Genomic DNA, 13479 nt, shown 5'->3' with positions numbered 1-13479 from the left:
TCAAAATGATCAGTTAGACGCAAGTCTGACAGATCATTTTGAGAGTGTAAGCACTTGTTTGACTGGCAAACCAAGCACTCACACTCATCGGCTGTATTTTGTTAAAGATCAGTGGCTTAGGACACACAAAACAACCTAGAAACCGGTGTTTCGTTTGCTGTGTCAGCAGCAGAGAGGGCGAAATATACGGCAGCCCTGCGATCACGTCAACACCTTGTGGCAAACAAAATCGTACTAAGACGCTAAGTTGTTGATTTTCATAGCATCTAATATTGACACAAAAGCAACGCAATCACTCCAACTGAGCTAAGTCCAATCAATATGCGGGAGACTAATCGCCATTAACTCAATCAAAACTTAAGCAAAACGCCTGAACGAGTACAATTAGCGCATTCAGGCTCTTTTTATATGTATATATATGCTCAGTTATCGTCACGCCTTTCACGCTGGCAACCATGCCGACGTGCTCAAGCATTGCATCGAAGTGATGCTGCTCGATTATATGAATCAGAAAGACAAACCTTGGTGGTATATCGATACGCACGCCGGTGCGGGCGTGTATTCATTGACGCAAGGCTATGCAACCAAAAATGCCGAGTTCGAAACGGGCGTCGCACGGTTATGGCAGCGCACTGATTTACCGGCACCGTTGCAACGTTATATGGATGTTGTGAAAGATTTGAACGCCGGTAGCGCACATTTGCAGCTCTATCCGGGTTCGCCGTATGTGGCGCAGGCTTTGCAGCGCAGGGATGATAAATTACGTTTATTTGAATTGCATCCGAGTGATAGCAAATTACTGGCGGAAAATTTTCTGGATGCCGGCCGCGCCGCCAAAGTGGTGCAAGCAGATGGCTTTGCCAGTATCAAAAGCGTATTACCACCACCGCCGCGTCGCGCTTTGATGTTGATTGATCCACCGTATGAAGAAAAGCATGATTATGTGCGGGTGGTGGAAACACTGAAAGAAGCGCTAGAGCGCTTTCCGACCGGCACGTATGCGGTGTGGTATCCACAATTGTCACGCGCCGAAACCAAGCAGATGCCAGAGAAACTCAAAAAGCTCGGCGCAAAGAGCTGGTTACACGTGGCGCTCACCGTGCATGCGCCACGCGCGGACGGTTTTGGCATGCATGGCAGCGGCATGTTTATCTTGAATCCGCCATGGACTTTAAGTAATGAGCTTAAAGAAGTCATGCCCTACTTAGTGCAACATTTAGGTTTAGATAACGGCGCTCAATATCTACTTGAACAACAAGCGGCTTAACTCCGCTAAAGTTACATACAATAATGGCTAGGTATATACACCTAGCCATTATTTATTAAAGCCTGCATGGCAATACCCTACTTGTTGGCTTGCACCCATACTTGCCACGCCGCATAGAGCGACGGGGTTCGCGCGGCGACCGCGCTGCGATGCCAGGGGTTTTCTTGCCAATAGTCATCATGAAAGATCGAGCCAACTTGTCCGCCCGACTCCAGTAGGATCAACACCCCCGCGGCATAATCCCAAAGTTTTTGCGCGCCATGCAGCATGACATCAGTGCGCCCCGCAGCCAGCCAGCACCAATCTATTGTGGAAGCACCAAAATTGCGGTGACTGTGATAGGGATTCAAGGTCACGATCCGCGTTGCTAAATGTCCAGACAACCATTTGGTTTCAACCGAGGCAATCGCGCCAGATAAGGGGCGCTCGTCTTGTACCCGTGGCAAGCGCTCATGATTTAACCATGCGCCGCAAGCGACCTCCGCCGCAAAGCATTCATCCAATACCGGCACATAAACCACCGCCAATACCGGGCGATGCTGGCGCATGAATGCAATGGATACGGCAAAATTGGGCAAGCCATGCGCAAAATTAGTCGTGCCATCAATCGGATCGACCACCCACAAACCATCGGCATGTGCGGCCCAGAGTTGCTCTTGCTCGGCCTGCGTCATTTCTTCGCCCAAAACGGGGTAATCGAGCAAACCTGGCAATAATCGTTGCAATGCCGATTGCGCCGCCAAATCAGCCTCGGTAAACAAACTACCGTCATGCTTGATTTCAGCAACTACTTTTTGATAACGCGGCATGATTTCTGTGGCTGCGACCTCACGTGCGATGGCACATAAAGCTAATAGCGTTTCGCTCATTTTTGGCTGTAGCACGATCAATCTCTTTTCATAATGACAAACGACGTTGCAGGGTCTGCTGACGTTTGGTTTTCCGGTTGGCCAACCCAATGTCAGCAGACGCTAACAAGTTTATATTGTATCGGACTCGCTCTATCTGCGCTGCTGGGCTTTTACTTAGCGCCAATCTAACCTTGATCTGGATCAGCAACAAAAAAGCCCGCGCCAAAAGGCACGGGCTGTTCACGCTTTAAAATCACCCTTTACGGGGTGAAACGACTTAGTAAGTCCACTTCCATTCTTTCACTTCTGGCATATCATCACCGACTTGAGCGATGTATTCAGCGTGTTCAACCAATTTTCCCACCAGTTTTTGACGAACGTGAGCGCCGATTTTTTGCAATTTCGGTACGCGGTCAATCACGTCGATGGCCAAGTTGAAACGATCCAACTGATTCACCACCACCATATCGAACGGCGTCGAAGTAGAACCTTCTTCGATATAACCCCGCGCATGGATGTTAGCGTGGCCGTTACGACGGTAAGTTAAGCGATGGATCAACCATGGGTAACCGTGGAAGGCAAACATCACGGGTTTGTCAGTGGTGAAGATCGCGTCAAATTCGCGATCCGACAAGCCGTGTGGATGTTCTTCTTGCGGTTGCAGTGTCATCAAATCGCAAACGTTAACGAAGCGGATTTTCAGATCTGGGAAGTGTTGACGGAGCAAATCAGTGGCCGCCAAGGCTTCCATGGTTGGGATTTCACCGGCACACGCCATCACTACGTCTGGCTCGCCGCCTTGGTCGTTCGATGCCCAGTCCCAGATACCCAAACCAGTGGTAGCGTGTTTAATCGCTTGATCCATAGTCAGGTATTGCAATGCGGGCTGTTTACCGGCAACGATCACGTTCACATAGTGACGTGAGCGCAAGACATGATCCGTTACCGACAACAAAGTATTGGCATCCGCTGGCAAGTAAACCCGAATCACTTCCGCTTTCTTGTTGATCACGTGATCCAAGAAACCTGGATCTTGGTGCGAGAAGCCGTTGTGGTCTTGACGCCAAACGTGTGAAGTCAACAAGTAGTTGAGCGACGGAATTGGTTTGCGCCAATTGATGTGTTTCGTTGTTTTCAACCATTTTGCATGTTGGTTAAACATCGAATCGATCACATGGATAAACGCTTCGTAGCAGCTAAAGAAGCCGTGACGACCGGTTAAGTTGTACGCTTCAAGCCAACCTTGGCAAGTGTGCTCAGACAAGATTTCCATTACACGGCCATCTTGTTGCAAGAAGTCATTGGTTTTGTCTTCTTCAAAGAAGTTCGCCATCCACGCTTTGCCCGACACTTCGAATACGTCATTCCAACGGTTAGACGCCGTTTCATCAGGTCCAAAGATGCGGAAGTTTTTCTCAGCTTCGTTTTCTTTCATCACGTCGCGGAGGAATTTACCCATTACGCGCGTCATTTCGGCGTTTTCAGTACCTGGCTTGGCAAACTTCACTTCGTATTTACGGAAGTCTGGCATTTTTAGGTCTTTCGAAACTTGACCATGCACGATTGGGTTTGAACCAAAGCGTTTAATGCCTTTGGGTGCCAAATCAACCAATTCTTGTTTCACTGTACCGTCAGTATTAAACAAGGTTTCGATTTGGTACGAACGCATCCAGTTTTCCAAGTTGATCACATTCTCATCATCGATATCAGAGAATGGCACTTGGTGACTGCGCCAGTAGTCCTCAACTTTTTTACCTTTAATTTCTTTCGGGCCAGTCCAGCCTTTAGGCGTGCGCATGACAATCATAGGCCAGCGTGGACGCACAATCGGTTGACCTGCATCGCGTTCGCCAATGGCTTTAGCGCGAATCGCCGCAAATTTGTCCATACACAAATCCATCGCCGCAGCCATATCAATATGGATTTGGTCGAATGTATCGAGCTGGTCGTTGAATGTTTCTTGCTTGAGTTCAACAAAGATTGGCTCGTAGCCATAACCTTTGAACAAGTTGGTTACTTCTTCTTTATCCATACGGGCAAGCAGCGTTGGATTGGCAATTTTGTAACCGTTCAAATGCAAGATGGGCAATACAAAACCATCATTAATCGGGTGAATGTATTTAGTCGAGTGCCAAGACGCCGCCAATGGGCCAGTCTCTGCTTCACCGTCACCCACCACAGCAATCACCACTTGGTCTGGATTATCCAGAGCCGCACCGTAGGCATGCGATACGCTGTAACCCAACTCGCCACCTTCGTGCATCGAACCTGGGGTTTCTGGTGCGACGTGTGAAGGTATACCGCGCGGGAAGCTAAATTGCTTGAATAGGCGCTGCATACCTGCTTCAGTACGATCAATCGCGGGGAAGAATTCTTCGTATGAACCTTCGAGCCAAGTATTGGCGACAAAACCAGGACCACCATGGCCAGGGCCAGTGATGTAAATCATCGAGACATCACGCTCAACAATCACACGATTGGCGTGAACAAAAATAAAGTTCAAGCCCGGCGTCGTACCCCAGTGGCCCAATAGACGTGGCTTGATGTGCTCACGCTTTAGCGGTAATTTCAACATCGCGTTGTCGAGCAAATAAATCTGACCTACAGACAGGTAATTCGCTGCCTGAAAGTAACGATGCATATTACCAATTTGTTCTTTTGATAGTTGAGCCACGGTTAAACCTCTTCGGGGTTGTGATAGTGTAATTGCTCGGTGATCGACTCCACAGTAAATCACCTGATGTAATGCAGTATACGGAGACTACGCGGCCCGCTACTGATACAAATCAAATGAGCCGCATGACAATGGCGATCTCCATAGTTTCCATTTGATACAACGCAAGAAATAGACTCAATCTACCTCTATTGAACTAGCGCCTAAGCCACACCGAAGACGATGCTAACTGAAGTCGTCAATAATATGAATGCATATGTAAATAAATACGCTTTTAAATACCCAATTTATATTCAGGTTGCTTGCCATTGCCACCCTCACCGCCGCCATGATCTGTGCAAAAAACGAAGCCCACGCTACACCGACCAAACCTTACTAATATGTAATTGCTGTAAATAAACCGCAGCCCTGCAGATTTGCGCTCCATTCACCCATACCAGCCAACTGCAAAATCTAACCACGACTCAAGCGCCAAGCGAGCAAATCGCCAACCGACAAACCGACCCGCCATAAAGCCCTGTCGTACTCGATATTCACTGGTTGTGCAGTATTGATGAGCTACGAAACAAAGCCAAAATACGTTGCAAGCCACACCGAAGCTACATGCGCGATAGCTAGACGCAAAAAAGGCCAGCAAAGCTGGCCTTTTTGACATCAATTAACGCGTGAATCCAAATTTAAAAGAACACCAGCGTCATCAAAATAAATACCGGTAACAAGCAAACACAAGACCAAGCCATATAACCAAAGAAACTTGGCATTTTGACGCCACGGTCTTCAGCCACCGCTTTCACCATAAAGTTAGGTGCATTACCGATATAACTCAGCGCGCCCATAAACACCGCACCACATGAAATCGCCAGCAAGGTTGAAGCCATCGGCCCCATCAAATGCGCCGCATCGCCACTCGCTAGATTAAAGAACACCAAATACGTTGGTGCATTATCCAAGAATGCCGACAATACGCCCGTCATCCAGAAATACATATAATCAATCGGCATGCCATCCGGCGAAGTCACCATCTTCACCAAGCTGGCCATTTGCCCCGCTTCCCCTGCGCGCAAAATGGCAATCGCTGGCGCCATCGCAATAAAGATCGCCGCAAACAGTTTGGCGACTTCTAAAATCGGACCCCAGTTAAAGTCATTCCCCGCGCGGATTTCTTTTTTGGTGAACTTCAAAGAAATAATCGCAATCAGCACCAATAGCACATCGCGCACGATGTTTTGCAATTCAACATGCGTGCCCATAATGTTCCATTCAATACCCGGCTTCCAAATCCCAGACATCACCACACAAGCGATAATCGCGCCAATTAAAGCAAAATTCCATAAACCGAAAAATTCGATCTTACTATCGGGCGTGCGATCAATCGGCAATACGCCTTCTTTCTTATAGTAATAACTATCAATGGCGTAAAACATGGCCAGCAAGATCGCCGCAGCAAACAGCACCGGCCACATCATGTGCTCGACCGTCCACATGAAATCAACGCCCTTCAAAAAGCCAAGGAATAACGGTGGATCACCGAGCGGCGTTAAACCGCCACCAATATTGGCCACCAAAAAGATAAAGAACACCACCACATGCACATTGTGCGAGCGGTTATCGTTGGCTTTAAGCAATGGACGAATCAATAACATGGCCGCGCCCGTTGTACCCATCAGCGAGGCCATCACCGCGCCCAAGGCTAAAATGCCGGTATTCAGTTTGGGTGAGCCATGCAAATTGCCGCTCATCAAAATCCCGCCCGACACGGTATACAACGCAAACAAAATCAGAATAAACGGAATGTATTCTGCCAACATCGCATGCACCACGATGCCAGCGGCAGGCGCAACACCGAAACTACTAATAAACGGCAGCAAAAACGCCGCTGCCCAAAAAGCAGAAATCTTACCAAAATGATGATGCCAAAAAGCAGGGGCAAAAATCGGAAAAAGTGCAATGGACAGCAATAAACCCGCAAACGGCGCTGCCCATAGTAAAGACAGCTGCGCGCCGTCAAAATCTGCCGCCATTGCCAAACTAGGCAATAAGGCCAACAGCCATGTTAGTTTTTTTATCATCGAGACCACTCAGTTAAATCATTACCTAATGTATTGCTTCGCGATCTATATATAGAGAGCGATCGCGGGCAATACCCCTTACTTCTGAATAAATTCAATTTTGTAACCATCCGGATCTTCAACAAAAGCGATCACGGTACTACCATGTTTCATCGGGCCTGGCTCACGCACGACAACACCACCTTTGGCCCGAACGGCGTCACAAGTCATCACAATATCATCCGTTTCAATCGCCAAATGACCAAATGCCGTTCCCATTTGATACTCAGCAACATCCCAATTGTGGGTCAACTCAATGACTGAGTGCTCAGCCTCGGCGCCATAGCCAACAAAAGCCAACGTGAAGCGCCCATCAGGAAAATCTTGTTGGCGTAATAAACACATATTTAATACACCACAATAAAACGCAATCGATCGCTCCAAATCAGTAACCCGCAACATCGTATGTAATAAACGCATAGCACATCCCCTTGAGTTAAAGATGTAAATCATTGTACGCGATGGCTGTTTTGCAAGGCAGTGGCATATTACTGCCCGTTTTTTAACTTATTTCAAACAAAGGGGTTGACGCCACATTAAAATCATCTATAATCGCTGTCTCTGAACGAAGCAGCTCAGGGTCGTTAGCTCAGTTGGTAGAGCAGTGGACTTTTAATCCATTTGTCGCAGGTTCGAATCCCGCACGACCCACCATCCTCTTGCAGGAGAGTAAATCGTTTAGTGTATTATGCAAGACCCATTCGTTGGGCCGTTAGCTCAGTTGGTAGAGCAGTGGACTTTTAATCCATTTGTCGCAGGTTCGAATCCCGCACGGCCCACACTCAATACCATGTAAAAAGCCCAGCTGAAAAGTTGGGCTTTTTGCTATCCGCTCGCCACAGCATAGACCCAGCGATACCATGCGTTCCCAGTAAGGCTACATTTAAATACGCATTCAACATCACACAAGCAATGGCTAGCAGTGTATAAAGTTGGCGATAATTAATCGTTACTATTTTGGGTCGCGTTATGAAAATCAGCGTTGTTATTCCTTATTTCAATCCACAGCCAAGCCATTTTGCAGCCATGCTCGCCGGCTTAGGACAAGCCGATTGGTCGATGTTTACTGCGCTTGAATTTATTTTTATCAACGATGGCGGGACAAAACCGCATTCGGATCACTTTGCGGCACTCCGAACGGCGCTACCGACATTGACGACATTCACAATCCAAGAGATTGACTTTGCCGAAAATCGCGGCGTCTCGTGCGCGCGCAATACCGGCATGGCGGCCGCCACAGGCGACTGGATTGCGCTGCATGATGCCGACGATATCAGCCTGCGATTACGCTTTGCCGTCTCGGTCGCATTTTTGCAGCAGCACCCCGAAGTGATTGCCGTTGCAGGCGATATGCAAGTTTTTAACGAGCAAGGCAACACCGCCATTCGCTTGTTTCCAATGTCGCATGCTGAGATTTGCGTCGATCAATTGTTTTACTGCGCGATGGCGCAACCCGCCATGGTGCTCAATCGCCAGCGCTGGCTCGACAGCGGCGTGCGCTACACCGCCAACATGGACATGGCACAAGACTGGGATTTTACGATTCGCTTAAGCCAGCACGGTGAATTGGCTAATTTAGGCATTCCTTTGGTTCGTTATCGCCAACATCCCAGCCAGCGCAGCAGCGGCATTTTACGCGACGATGCCAATCCTTATGTGCGCCATATTTGGCAAACGCAATTACAAAACCTCGGTTGTGATCCATGCCCTCAGACACTCAAGGTGCATTCGTTACTTGCTCCATATTGGTTATGGCAAATTAACGAGCGCGCCCCCGCGTGGTTGCTCGATGATGATGCCGTTTTACACTGGGGCCATGCATTACAAAACGCCAACCAAAGTCAGCACTATGTTGATGCCAAATTACTCGAGCAAAAAGTTTCGCGCTTGCAACAAGCCTGGCGGGCGTGGAAAGCCACAGGGCCTGATCCGCTCACCATGCAGCGCTTAGCCTAGGGTGACCTTGAGTTTACCCGCCACGCAGGTGCGATTTTCGCGGCAGATCAAGGCGTAGTTAGCGATACATCGTGATGTGCGCTTGCTATACCGTACCGCCGCCGCGAAAAGCGCGCCCACAAAATCGACGCGGTCTCAGCGTTACACCGACGATTTGAACCTGCGCACCATTAATCAGTCAAACTTATTACCAAACAGCAAACTGTCATCAAAGCTTTATAATCCGGCTTCTTTGAATTGAATGCCGACCCAATACGTGAAGCTACTTTCTCATCCGCTGCTCAGCAAAATCCGTCCCTTTGTGCCAGCCGTACTCGCAATCTGCGCCGTGATTGGTGGCCGGTTTTTGGTCGATACACAATGGAATATGCCGCGCGTTGGCTTTTCGGTGTTGCTGTATTTCTTTTTTGCCGCCTTTTTACAGCGCTGGGCTGCCGTTGCGGCCACTTTGGCACTTGAAGGATTGTTGCTCAATATTAGCTATATCAAAGAAATCGCCACCAGCGAGCCACTGCTGGGTGCTGATTTATTTGAAGTCGGTCAGGGTATGGCCATGACTGGCTATATGAACTGGCAGATCTGGGCCTATACCCTCATTACCATCAGTGCCATTGGCTATGGACTATGGCGACGGCCCCGCCTGAGTAAAACCCGTCTGAGCTTGGCGCTTGTGCTGTGTATTTTGCTCAGTATGCAATTGGATCGGACCGGCAAACTATCGGCCTACGCCAAGCCGGTGATGCATCAATACTTGGGCAGTAAATATTCAAATTATAATTTCCGGGTCAATGCCAAAGACAACGGTATTTTGGGGCACTTAATCCTCACCATCGAAACCGCGCACAAACCCAAATCCGGCCCGCATACGTTTTACTCGCGCCAACTCGCCGCCCAAGACGCGCCGACTAGTCCCGACATCGTGGTGGTGATGTGTGAATCTTGCTATAGCGACCCACGTTTAATCACCCAAATGGCGCAATTAAGCCAAGCGGGCTTTAGCGAAGCGCGCGTGATTAGCCCGGTGTATGGCGGCGGGACGGCCGAGGCCGAATTTGAAGCACTCACCGGATTGTCGGCGTATATGTTGCCGGGCATCGACTTTCAAAACTTTGCCGGCCAATTTGCCGACAAAATGAGCGCCCTCCCCAACTCATTGGCGGATGTTGGCTACCTCACCACCGGCATGCACAATTACTTCAGCACCTTTTGGAAGCGCAAGCAGGTTTATCCCAAACTGGGCTTTAGCCAAACGCAGTTTGTCGAAAAAATGCAGTGGGATAAAAAAGCCGGTTGGCCCAAAGATCAAACGCTCTACAGCAACGCATTGGCGCGTTATCAAGCCGCGCCAGCAGGGCAAAAGCAATTTATGTTTTTAGTCACCGTAATGACGCACGGCCCGTATATTGAGGAGCAAGATAGTGGCTTAAGCCAATATCAAGCGCGCTTAACCGAGGCCATTGATGCGTTTTCAGTGTTTGCCAAGCAGCTCGAAGCCAGCGCCAAACAACGCAAACGCGACGTAGTCATCGTGATCTTTGGCGACCATAAGCCGGGACTCAATCAAGAGTTTTTAGATCGTGGGATTTTTGATCCGCAATTTTTCAGCCCCAGCAAAAACGGCCGCTTAGAATTTAAAAGTATCCTCAGTCAACAACAAAATAAAGTGCGCGGCGATGTGCCGCTGTATATCAAAGACAGCCGCCAACCAGCACAAGCACAGCAATTGGCCGAGCAATTACAAGGCCGGCCTTTGTTTTGTTTGCCGGCTCAATTAGCGCGTTTAAGCACCAGCCAAGATCCGTTTTACGCCGCCGTCGCCGAGCGCTGCGCCGCCAACACCGCATTTTATCAACCCGGCTTATGGTGGCGAAACGTCTTCCCCGAAGCGCTGTACGCAGAGCGTTTGTTTGATTGATGGGTATATTGCTATAGACCTTTATAAACATGGCCTATATTAATATACCCGTAGTATTTTCAATAAACACCACCACTCAAACGCAAGCCAATAAAAAAGCCGCGCTGGCCTGCGCGGCTTTTTTATTTCATCGATCCAGCTTAAACCTTAAACCAAATGCGCTAAAGCCTCGCGACTAGGGACAAAAAACGCGGCACCGGTCACTGCACGGCTAAAATTAAGCAAATGATCCACGCGACCATCCAAGGTCGGCGCGATCATTTTAGCCAGCATTTTTTCAAAATGAGTCGGTGTTTTGCAATACGAAGCAAAGTACAAACCTTGATCGCCGCCCGGCGTGCCATACGGTAAAGAATGGCGCAAAATCGCCAATTCTTCGCCCTCTTCCTCAATCACCACTCGGCTAATATGCGCAGTCAGCGGTTTGTCTTCATCCGACATTTCAACACTATCGACCTTGGTGCGACCAATCACTGCCTCTTGCTGTTTAACCGGTAATTTATGCCAGGTATCTAAGCGATGCACATACCGTTGCACATGCAAATAACTGCCACCGGCCCAATCGGCGTCTTCGCCCGCGACCAAAGCCACTTCGCTGCGCTCGTCATCTTCTGGATTTTCGGTGCCATCGATAAAGCCGGTTAAATCTCGCTTATCTTGGTAGCGAAACGCATGCGTGGTATCAATCACATCCAAGCAATGGCTAGTGCCTTGCACCACCATATTGGCAAATTCGTGCAAAACATCGTAACGCTCAGCGCGCAAATGCAAAACCACATCGGCCGCAGTCACTGGGGCCGGATGAATCGCACCGGCAATCCGCGGGAAACTACGCAATTGCGCCGGTTTACTCTCGGTATAAAATTCAGGCCACATTTCAGCGCCAAATCCAACGGCGGAATAAAACGCCGCATCAGGATTAGCCGCAGCCAGTTCATCGGATTTAAGCGGTAATTTGGCAAAAAATTGTTTTAATTCGGCATCGGCGCGACGACCTAAGCGGCGGCGAAATAATAAAAATAAACCATGACTGGATGGTGGGGGCAGAATGCCACTTTGTGGTGTAGACACGCCATTCCTTTTCTATCTAATGAGTCGGGCCTTGATTGGCAAAGGCCCAAATTTGAGCTAACCAGTGAGGGTAATCGACAAAGCTATGGTCACCCCCAGAAATAATATTTTGTCGGCAGCCGGCATACCATTGCACTGCGTCTCGATAATCGAGCACTTCATCGGCAGTTTGCGTGAGCAGCCAATAGCGATTTAAGTCAGTTGGACGGCGCTCAAGCTGACAAAGTTTATCAGCAAAATCAAGATCAATATGGTGAATTTCACCAGTTTGATAGTTTTTTTGCTCACCCAAATATTGAGCAATCAAGTGATAAGGCTGTACGGCAGGGTTCACCAATACCGCCCGCCCGCCCAACGTTTCAACCACCCATGTGGCAAAAAAACCACCTAAAGAGCTGCCCACTAAACAAAAGTCACCATTGAGTGGCGTGAGCAAATCGCGCAGCATCTGCGCTGCCGCCACCGGCTCCATCGGAATGGTTGGGCAAATAAAGCTTTCGCTCAGCCCTTGCTCGCGCATCCACTGCGCCGTATCTTGCGCTTTTTGCGATAGCGGGCTGGATAAAAATCCGTGCAGAAAAATCAGTTTCATGGGATTAACACAGTCGATCCGGTGGTTTTACGCGATTCTAAATCGCGGTGTGCTTGCTGCACGTCGGCCAAAGCATAGCGCTGACCAATTTCCGGCACGATGCGGTGCTGCGCCAGCGCAGTAAAATAATCTTGCGCTGTTTCCACCAACTCACCGCGATTGGCGGTGTAATGCCCCAAGGTCGGTCGAGTTAGAAATAGCGAACCTTTTTGCGCCAAGATGCCCGGGTTAAAACTCGGTACCGCGCCCGATGCATTACCAAAACTCACCAACATGCCGCGCAATGCCAAACAATCGAGCGAGCCTTCAAACGTTGCCGCCCCCACGCCGTCATACACCACCGGCACCCCGAGCCCTTCGGTTAAATCCCGCACCTGCTGCGGCCAAGTGGCGTCGTTATAATCCAAAACATGATCACACCAAGCGGCCGCCATTTTGGCTTTAGCGGCCGAGCCCACCGTGCCAATCACCCGCACACCCAACGCCTGCGCCCATTGGCAAGCAATCTGCCCCACGCCGCCGGCGGCAGCATGAAACACAATGGTTTGCCCTGCTTGAACTGGGAAAGTTCGCTTTAATAAATATTGCGCCGTCATGCCGCGCAGTAAGGTGGCGGCAGCGATTTCATCGGAAACGCCATCTGGCACCAACACCAATCTATCGGCCGCAACCATGCGATACGTTGAATAAGCGCCCACTGCACCACCAGCGTAAGCCACTCGATCACCGACTTTTAAATCATGCACCCCATGGCCCAATGCCTCGATCACGCCGCAAGCTTCTAAGCCCAAGCCCGACGGCAAACTCACTGGATACAAGCCACTGCGGTGGTAGGTATCAATAAAATTAAGACCAATCGCCAAATGCTTCAGCAGTACTTCACCCGCACCGGGCGGCGGCAATTGGGCGGTTCGCAATTGCATGACTTCAGGACCACCTTGCTGCTCGATTTCAATTCGCACGGTTTGCATTCGTATCTCCTTATTGATCTTGTATCTTATTCTAGCAAGCTTAACCGCGCTGGAGAAAGTGAGGCACAAGATAA

Annotated in this window: 10 protein-coding genes and 2 tRNA genes; 5 read left to right on the top strand and 7 right to left on the bottom strand. The window is 49.3% G+C overall.

All coding sequences use genetic code 11. The annotated features are described in order from the left end of the window. The first annotated feature begins 418 nt into the window (after nt 1–418). Nucleotides 419–1267, top strand: coding sequence for a 23S rRNA (adenine(2030)-N(6))-methyltransferase RlmJ (locus tag LG219_RS13805; protein WP_226765036.1), 849 nt, complete (start codon nt 419–421; stop codon nt 1265–1267). Nucleotides 1268–1344: 77 nt separating this feature from the next. Here LG219_RS13805 and LG219_RS13800 read toward each other — a convergent pair whose 3' ends face one another. From LG219_RS13800 to gloA, 4 genes are all read right to left on the bottom strand, one after another. Then, nucleotides 1345–2151, bottom strand: a complete 807-nt coding sequence (locus tag LG219_RS13800) for an inositol monophosphatase family protein (RefSeq protein WP_226765035.1) — start codon at nt 2149–2151, stop codon at nt 1345–1347. A gap of 244 nt (nt 2152–2395) precedes the next feature. Beyond that, nucleotides 2396–4792: a phosphoketolase family protein gene (locus LG219_RS13795; RefSeq protein ID WP_226765034.1), complete on the bottom strand. Its 2397-nt coding sequence runs from the start codon at nt 4790–4792 to the stop codon at nt 2396–2398. A 677-nt stretch (nt 4793–5469) separates the two neighbouring features. Then, nucleotides 5470–6861, bottom strand: a complete 1392-nt coding sequence (locus tag LG219_RS13790) for a sodium:proton antiporter (RefSeq protein WP_226765033.1) — start codon at nt 6859–6861, stop codon at nt 5470–5472. A gap of 78 nt (nt 6862–6939) precedes the next feature. Then, on the bottom strand, nt 6940–7320 hold the full coding sequence (gloA, locus tag LG219_RS13785; RefSeq protein WP_226765032.1) for a lactoylglutathione lyase: 381 nt from the start codon (nt 7318–7320) through the stop codon (nt 6940–6942). Between the two features lie 158 nt (nt 7321–7478). Between gloA and LG219_RS13780 the strand changes: the two genes are divergently transcribed. The 4 genes from LG219_RS13780 to LG219_RS13765 all read left to right on the top strand — a co-directional run bounded on the left by LG219_RS13780 (nt 7479) and on the right by LG219_RS13765 (nt 10771). Beyond that, nucleotides 7479–7554, top strand: a tRNA-Lys gene (locus tag LG219_RS13780). A gap of 52 nt (nt 7555–7606) precedes the next feature. After that, a tRNA-Lys gene (locus tag LG219_RS13775) sits at nt 7607–7679 on the top strand. A gap of 190 nt (nt 7680–7869) precedes the next feature. Next, nucleotides 7870–8856, top strand: coding sequence for a glycosyltransferase family 2 protein (locus LG219_RS13770; RefSeq protein WP_226765031.1), 987 nt, complete (start codon nt 7870–7872; stop codon nt 8854–8856). 241 nt (nt 8857–9097) lie between these two features. Continuing rightward, nucleotides 9098–10771, top strand: coding sequence for an LTA synthase family protein (locus tag LG219_RS13765; RefSeq protein ID WP_226765030.1), 1674 nt, complete (start codon nt 9098–9100; stop codon nt 10769–10771). A 147-nt stretch (nt 10772–10918) separates the two neighbouring features. On the opposite strand, the gene LG219_RS13760 is transcribed toward LG219_RS13765, so the two are convergent. The 3 genes from LG219_RS13760 to LG219_RS13750 are packed head-to-tail and all read right to left on the bottom strand — an operon-like array spanning nt 10919 to nt 13405. Further along, complete coding sequence (locus tag LG219_RS13760; RefSeq protein ID WP_226765029.1) at nt 10919–11842, bottom strand: Dyp-type peroxidase; 924 nt, start codon at nt 11840–11842, stop codon at nt 10919–10921. 16 nt (nt 11843–11858) lie between these two features. Continuing rightward, entirely contained in the window at nt 11859–12434 is a 576-nt protein-coding gene (locus tag LG219_RS13755) for a YqiA/YcfP family alpha/beta fold hydrolase (protein WP_226765028.1), read from the bottom strand. After that, a complete protein-coding gene (locus tag LG219_RS13750) occupies nt 12431–13405 on the bottom strand; it encodes a quinone oxidoreductase family protein (protein WP_226765027.1) in 975 nt (324 codons plus the stop codon). Before LG219_RS13750 ends, LG219_RS13755 begins: the two co-directional genes overlap by 4 nt. Nucleotides 13406–13479: the final 74 nt, after the last annotated feature.

This window comes from Deefgea salmonis (assembly GCF_020531905.1).
In the GTDB taxonomy this organism is placed as follows: domain Bacteria; phylum Pseudomonadota; class Gammaproteobacteria; order Burkholderiales; family Chitinibacteraceae; genus Deefgea; species Deefgea salmonis.
Note: the sequence above shows the minus strand (reverse complement) of the source record. Positions and strands in the feature narration are given on the sequence as shown.